This is a genomic window from Psychrobacter sp. A3, from assembly GCF_028823565.1.
Classification (GTDB): Bacteria; Pseudomonadota; Gammaproteobacteria; order Pseudomonadales; family Moraxellaceae; genus Psychrobacter; species Psychrobacter celer.
In genome coordinates this window covers 1-876 of record NZ_JAPEHS010000168.1, presented here as the reverse complement: position 1 = coordinate 876, position 876 = coordinate 1, and the positions used below count along the sequence as shown (strand labels likewise).

Annotated in this window: 1 protein-coding gene; it reads left to right on the top strand. The window is 46.8% G+C overall.

Annotation, left to right across the window (positions count from 1 at the left end; all coding sequences use genetic code 11):
* Positions 1–314: 314 nt before the first annotated feature.
* Positions 315–876, top strand: a 562-nt coding sequence (gene trmB, locus NK638_RS12320; protein ID WP_274633238.1) for a tRNA (guanine(46)-N(7))-methyltransferase TrmB, incomplete at its 3' end; no start/stop codon positions are given.

Genomic DNA, 876 nt, shown 5'->3' with positions numbered 1-876 from the left:
TTAAAAATAGCATCCCAGTAGCGCTATGACATTTTTAGAGTGTATCGACTATAAGTTTTAAAAAATATCAATCATTATTATATGACAACGCCAACCGATCTGCATAGAAAACCCGCGTACACCGACTGGACGTCTTTCGATACTTTAATAGCCTTTATTATCGCGATAGTCTTTACTATCGTCTTTGATGTCACATCTATTCTCATCTCCTATAACCGTATAAAACCGCTAAAGACGTATTGCACATTCACAGTCGCAACAATATCACTTATAATGACGCCATCTCACTCACCTAATGAAGCACTGCCCATCTTATGAGTCAACATCCTGATAGTAATGACAATCTCACCAGTACGCCAACCACTGATGAGCAAACCCTAATCGACGTCGACACAGCGAGCGCTGACGTTGATGACAACCAAAGCACGCCTGCCGCGGACAAACACATTCGTATCGTCAACACCTTTATGAAACGGCGTACACACATGAACAAAAACGCCGAGCTGGCGTTGACTGCGCCCGAGTTTGCCGATTATTTGGTCAATAACAGCTTTGGCGATGGCGACTTAACGGACATCCATGACTTGCGCGCGCTATTTGCCGATAGCCCAAATGGCAGTGACGCACCGCTGACCCTAGAGATTGGGTTTGGCTTGGGCGACTCGTTCATCGAGATGGCCGCCGCAGAGCCGGCGCGCAACTTTGTCGGTATCGAAGTCCATGAGCCAGGCATTGGCAAATGCGCCTATATGGCCGGCACCCAAGGCTTACGTAACGTCAAGATTATCAATGGTGACGCCATCCAACTACTCAAACAGCTACCAGAAAACCATATCGACCGTATTCAGCTGTACTTCCCTGACCCATGGCAAAAAA